This window comes from Idiomarina sp. T82-3, from assembly GCF_001577655.1.
GTDB classification, from domain to species: Bacteria; Pseudomonadota; Gammaproteobacteria; order Enterobacterales; family Alteromonadaceae; genus Idiomarina; species Idiomarina baltica.
Window position 1 is genome coordinate 1 of the sequence record NZ_LSBQ01000037.1, and the last position, 5,948, is coordinate 5,948.

Here is a 5,948-nt window from a genome sequence, read left to right on the forward strand (position 1 = left end):
ACCGCTTGTACTTCGGCCATGATCGAGTTCCTTTTTTGCTGTAAAACGTGATTTTGAGTACTTAAGAGGGTATAAAGGGGGAAATAGCCCGTTTTTAGTGGGTTTGCTTGTTCCCGTTATTGTATTTTGGGAACCTTCGGTATTTATCTTCCCTCCAACCTTCATCATGTATACTTCAAATACTCAAGGATCGAATAAGCTCAAAGTATGCTCCTTCGTAGCCTGTTCACTAAATCTTTGGTAGTTTATAGGCTTTCCGGAAGTTCAGTGGCTCACTAGCTAAAAAGTGGTTCAGCCTGTACAAATAAAAATGCGTGTATTAACCGCTTCAGCGTAGAACATAACTGGGAGGCCCAAATTGGCCGCTATTCACAATTTAATCGAACAAATTGCCGACGTAAAACTGCGTGAGCGCATCAGGAGCGAGTGGACCGATGCCCTAAAGGAAAAGAAGTTCGGTTTAGTTTTTGAAGAACATAAACCAGAACTCTTACCCATGTATAACTCTACGCCACAAATCGGGGACTTAGTGTGTCGAAGCGGCAGTTATTTAAAAGAGACATTGAGAGTGGTTTCAACCACTGGTAATACAGCGACTTGTCAAAAACGAGAGAGTGATGGTGATCTTGCTAGCCTGCCTGCCCAAGACTCCATTGAAGAAATTCCTATTTCAGAACTGGTTGTCGTAAAGGAGTTTGGCGATCCTATTTTTCCAGCTTTAATAAAGTTGGATGAAGCTCAAAATGCCGAGCTTGGACGAGCTTCTCACTCTCTGATACAGGCTGATAATTACCATGCATTACAACTGTTAAACTACGTCGTCCCAAGAAAGGTTGATTGCATCTATATAGACCCTCCTTATAACACTGGAGCTAAAGACTGGAAATACAATAATGACTATGTTGATGATAACGACTCATGGAGGCACAGTAAGTGGCTTGCCTTTATGGAGCGGAGACTTAAATTAGCTAAATCTTTGCTCAACCCCGATAATGGAGTTCTCATTGTAACTATTGATGAGCACGAAGTTCATCATTTGGGTATGTTAATTAAAGAATTGTACCCAGAAGCTCGGACTCAAATGGTTACAATTGTAAATAATGCTGCAGGAGTTAGCCAAGGAGGTTTTTACAGAGTAGAAGAATATGCTTTTTTCTGCTTTTTAGGCGACGCAAAACCAATTCCTCAAGACGATGATTTTTTATCGGAGGATCTAAGTATCCAAACTCCGCCATATTGGTTTTCACTCATTCGATACGGTGGCATAAATGCTTTACCAGCGAAGCGCCCAAACTTAGTTTATCCAATCTATATTGATAATAGTACCGGTGAAATAAAGCGCTTGGGATCATCATTGAAAGAGTTGATTGACGCCGGGCAGGTTCCTTTTGCTTCAAACGACTGGCTCCCAGAAAAGGAAAGTAGCTCTGAATACTCGGTCATTTGGCCATTCAGAGGTAACGGTAGCATGGCAACTTGGCAGCTCAACCAAGAAACCCTCATGCAGCTTTATGAAGATGGATTTGTAAGAATACGTAGACAAAAAAATGGGCCAGGTGGCAATAAGTTTTCTATCAGCTACGTTAAGAGTGGAAATCGGCAAAAGGTTAAGGATGGTATTATTCCCAAACTAGGGTACGAGGATGACGGTCATGCGTTAAAGCTAGGGCCCATTGATCGGAAAGTAATACCAAAGACGGTTTGGAAAAGAAGCTACCATGATGCTGGTAAATGGGGATCAAGAGTACTTAGAGAAACATTGGGTGATGTGTCATTTGACTACGCAAAGTCCCCTTACAGTGTGAGGGACTGCTTATCAGCAGCCGTAGGTGATAAGAAAGACGCACTAATTCTTGACTTCTTCTCGGGCTCGGGAACAACGTTGCTGGCGACTGAGTTGCTTAACTTGAGCGATAACGGTCGCCGTCACTGCATTTTAGTGACAAATAATGAACTCCAATCAGAAGTAGCGAAACGCCTTAAAAATAATGGAGTAACCCAAAACTCAGAAGAATGGGAGCAGCATGGTATTTGCCAATCAGTTACATGGCCCAGAATCAAGTACTCAGTATTAGGAAAGCGAGATGATGGCAAACTTTTAGAGGGAAGCTACCTTACAGGGAAAAAAGAGTATGTAGAGCAAAAACCAAAGTGTACACATATTGGTTTTGTCCCGAGCGACTCTCTAAAATCCGTTCAGGCCAAAAAGCAGCTAGTTAGCCTCATCGACGGGATTTCTCAAAGTAATGTCTCTAGTGAGTCTGACTTTTTAATCTCTGATTCCAAAGGGACAAGTATACTTTTCGACTTCGCTGCCAAAGATGAATTTATTGAAAAACTTAAAGAGACTGCAGTGGTTCGAGAGATATTTCTAGTAACAGAAGATACTCGAGAGTTTAAAGCGGTTAAGCAGGAGCTTAATGACGCTTTAGGTGGGGTAAAAATACCTAAACAGCTCAAACGGAATATGAGCGAAGGGCTCAACGCAAACGTATCGTATTTTAAACTAGACTTCCTTGATAAGGACAGAGTGGCATTGGGGTTATCGTTGAAAGAAATCCTGCCGTTGCTATGGATGATAGCTGGTTCAGTAGGTCCATGTCATACAGATGAAGAGCTTTTAAATAGCCCTATAATTCACCCTGAAGGATCTAATTTCGTCGTGCTAACTGATGAAGTTTTCATTCAGAAGCTTCACAGTAAGCTTTCGAAGGAAAAACAGGAAATATCTTACATTTTTATCGTTACTGATTCCGACGAGTCTTTTAAGTCAATATCGCTTGATATTCAAAGCAATTATAAGCAAAACCAACCCAATATTAAGACCGTACAGTTATATAGAGACTACCTTCAAAATTTCATGATCAATAAACACCAGAATTATGCTTCTGGTCGTTTCGTAGTAGGGATAGAAAATTCATGAAAATCAATCTATTTAAGTTTCAAAAAGAAGCCCTTGACAACTTGCGCGAAAAACTCGTTTCAGCAAGATCCTTTGCATCAGATAAAAGCCCACAAGCATTGTCGTTTTCATCGCCCACAGGGAGTGGTAAAACCGTCATGATGACGGCCCTCTTTGAGGCCATTTTAGACGAGCCAGACGAGCAACTAGAATGGCCTTTAGATTGGCATCCACAGCCAGATGCAGTAATTCTTTGGGTTTCTGATATGCCAGAGCTGAATGAACAAACACGGAAAAAAATTGAATCCCAATCGGACAAAGTCCACCGAGTTAATCAGCTTGAAACTATTGATGCCAATTTTGACGCTGAACAGCTATCTGGAGGGAAAATATATTTTATAAATACTCAGAAGTTAGCTAAAAATCAGCCTCTAACCAACTATAGCGATGACAGAAAATATCTAATTTGGCAAACGTTAAACAATACTGCTCAGGCTTTCCGCGAAAAGTTTTACGTCGTTATCGATGAAGCTCATCGAGGAATGAATACACCAAGAGCAGTCAGGACCGCTCAGACCATAATGCAGCGATTTTTGCTAGGTTATAAAGAGGTTGGTTTGGACCCGGTGCCGTTTGTAATCGGTATCTCAGCAACTCCTAAAAGGTTCACCAACCTTTTAGAAAATGCCGAGCACACACTACATAAAGTTATTGTCCCAACAGAGTCCGTACGAGAATCTGGTTTGCTTAAAGATAGGGTTGTAATACACCACCCTGATGAAGTCACAAAGGCGGAAATGGCTCTATTGGCAGAAGCTGCGAGAAAATGGGAATCCTTGCGACTTGATTGGGAGAAATATTGCGAAAGTGAACAAGAGAAAATCGTAAAACCTATTTTGGTCGTGCAGATAGAAAATGGTACGAAAACGCGGTTAAGTAAAACTGACCTATCTGACGCAATTACAGCTATAGAGAACTCAACGGGTCGACGCTTAACTTCAAAGGAAATGGCTCACGCAATGCACGACACTGGTGACTTAGTAATCAGTGAACGAGTGGTGCGCCGTGTCGACGCTTCTAAAATTGAGCACGATAAGAATATTGGTGTAGTCTTCTTCAAAACAAGCCTTTCGACTGGTTGGGACTGCCCAAGAGCAGAAGTTATGATGTCATTCAGAAAAGCTGAAGATCATACCTATATAGCTCAACTACTTGGACGAATGGTAAGAACCCCTCTAGCCCGTCGAGTAGAAAAAAATGCCAGTTTAAACGACGTTCACCTTTATTTGCCATATTTTGATGAAGATGCAGTACAGTCAGTAATCGATTCGTTGAGAAATACCGAAGAGGTCCCACCTTCTGAGACTGGTAGTAGCAAGAATCTGGTGATTTTAGAAAAATCGGAAGCTATGGAGCAAGTATTTAAATTTCTCTCGGATTTACCTACTTACAGAGTCAATGCCTCAAGAGCTCAGAGCCCACTGAGAAGATATTTTTCTCTTGCTAGACAGCTCACACTAGACGATATAAATACTGCGTCGTGGGGCGAAGCTAAGAGTAAAATAACGTCTTGGATGGCAAATGAGGTTAATAGACTTAAAGAAGCGGGGGAGTTTGAAAAAATAGCTCGCACCGTCAGTTATGTAGACTTATCCACAATATCAATAACGAATAACGGCGAAAATGTTGTTGAAGGTAGTGGATATCAAGTTAGCTCGTCAAATATAGATATTGATCGTTTATTTGAGGAATCAGGCAGAGCACTTGGAAATGGTCTGCATATGGATTTCTGGCGCTCTACTGTCAATCGTTCACGTCCGGCGTTTGATGTAAAAGTAGAGGCGATTACGGTGTCAAGAAGCAAGAACTCGCTAAAAAATTTAGAGCTTCTGGCCGAAGCTCAATTCAACGAGCTTTACGACGCCCACAAGCGCGAAATCAATTCTTTGAAAGAGAGTCGCAAAGTAAACTATGAAACATTAAGATTAGCTACAGCAGAACCGGTTGAAGTTAGTTGGACACTTCCAGAGAATATTGCATTTTCAATTAGCGATGATAGCTTGTCTTTCGATAAACACCTCTACGTAGATAAAGAAGGCCAGTTTTTTACTGAGCTTGGTCCCTGGGAGATAGAGGTTATAAAAGAAGAACTCGCTGACAATTCAGTTATTGGATGGCTTCGCAATCTACCAAGAAAACCTTGGTCGTTTGAGATCCCTTATGAGAGTGGTGGAGCAATTCGACCAATGTTCCCAGACATAATTACTGTGCGTCAAGAGGCGGACAACTTGGTGGTAGATATTATTGAACCTCATGACCCGAGCTTATCCGATAATTTTGAAAAGGCAAAAGGGTTGGCGCAGTTCGCGGAAAAGCATGGACACCGATTTGGCAGAATCGAATTAGTTCGAAAAAAAGGCAACCATTTTTACCGACTGGACTTAAATAAGACTTCTAACATAAAGGATGTGCTTTTGGTTACCAGTAATCCTCAGCTTGATAAAATATTCGAATATTCAGCCACGTAATTTAATCAGGTTTGCCCTTAACACGGGCAAACTTTACAATTCAGAGTGCAGTATCGAAGCGAGTTTTTGCATTGCCTTTTTTCGCTCTTCAAAATAATCATACTGGTCGTAAATACCCTCGACTCCTTTAAGCTTATGGTTTAAACACCGCTCAGCAACATGGCCTGGGACCCCTATACTAGCTAGAAGAGTGCGGCACGTTCGGCGTAAATCATGCACTCTGAAGTACTCCATATCGCCCATCAGATTAGGAGGATTGGTATTTTTGCCTGGCTCATAACCAAACATCTTTCCAATCGCACGGTTAAGAGTGTCGGGCCCCATATGTGGCCGTTTAGCCTGCCTTCTGCTTGGCAAAACGTATTCAGAGCCTGCCGATCGTGTCTTAAGCTCTGTAAACATTTCTAAGGCCAGATCTGGTGTTACCAACGGAGTAAAATTGATCCACTGACAACGGTTTAAAAGTGATCCACCTGAGGCATCATAGCCGCACTTTTCAATAAGACAAGGCGGCCTAA

General features: G+C 41.8%; 3 protein-coding genes. 2 read left to right on the forward strand and 1 reads right to left on the reverse strand.

From position 1 onward, the window contains the following. The first annotated feature begins 358 nt into the window (after nt 1–358). Complete coding sequence (locus AWU56_RS12925) at nt 359–2,923, forward strand: site-specific DNA-methyltransferase (protein ID WP_286682761.1); 2,565 nt, start codon at nt 359–361, stop codon at nt 2,921–2,923. After that, nucleotides 2,920–5,430, forward strand: a complete 2,511-nt coding sequence (locus AWU56_RS12930) for a DEAD/DEAH box helicase (protein ID WP_286682762.1) — start codon at nt 2,920–2,922, stop codon at nt 5,428–5,430. The genes AWU56_RS12925 and AWU56_RS12930 overlap by 4 nt, the downstream gene beginning before the upstream one ends. A 33-nt stretch (nt 5,431–5,463) precedes the next feature. Here the strand turns inward: AWU56_RS12930 and AWU56_RS12935 are convergent. Then, nucleotides 5,464–5,948: site-specific integrase (locus AWU56_RS12935; RefSeq protein ID WP_462991765.1), on the reverse strand; the 485-nt coding region annotated here is incomplete at its 5' end.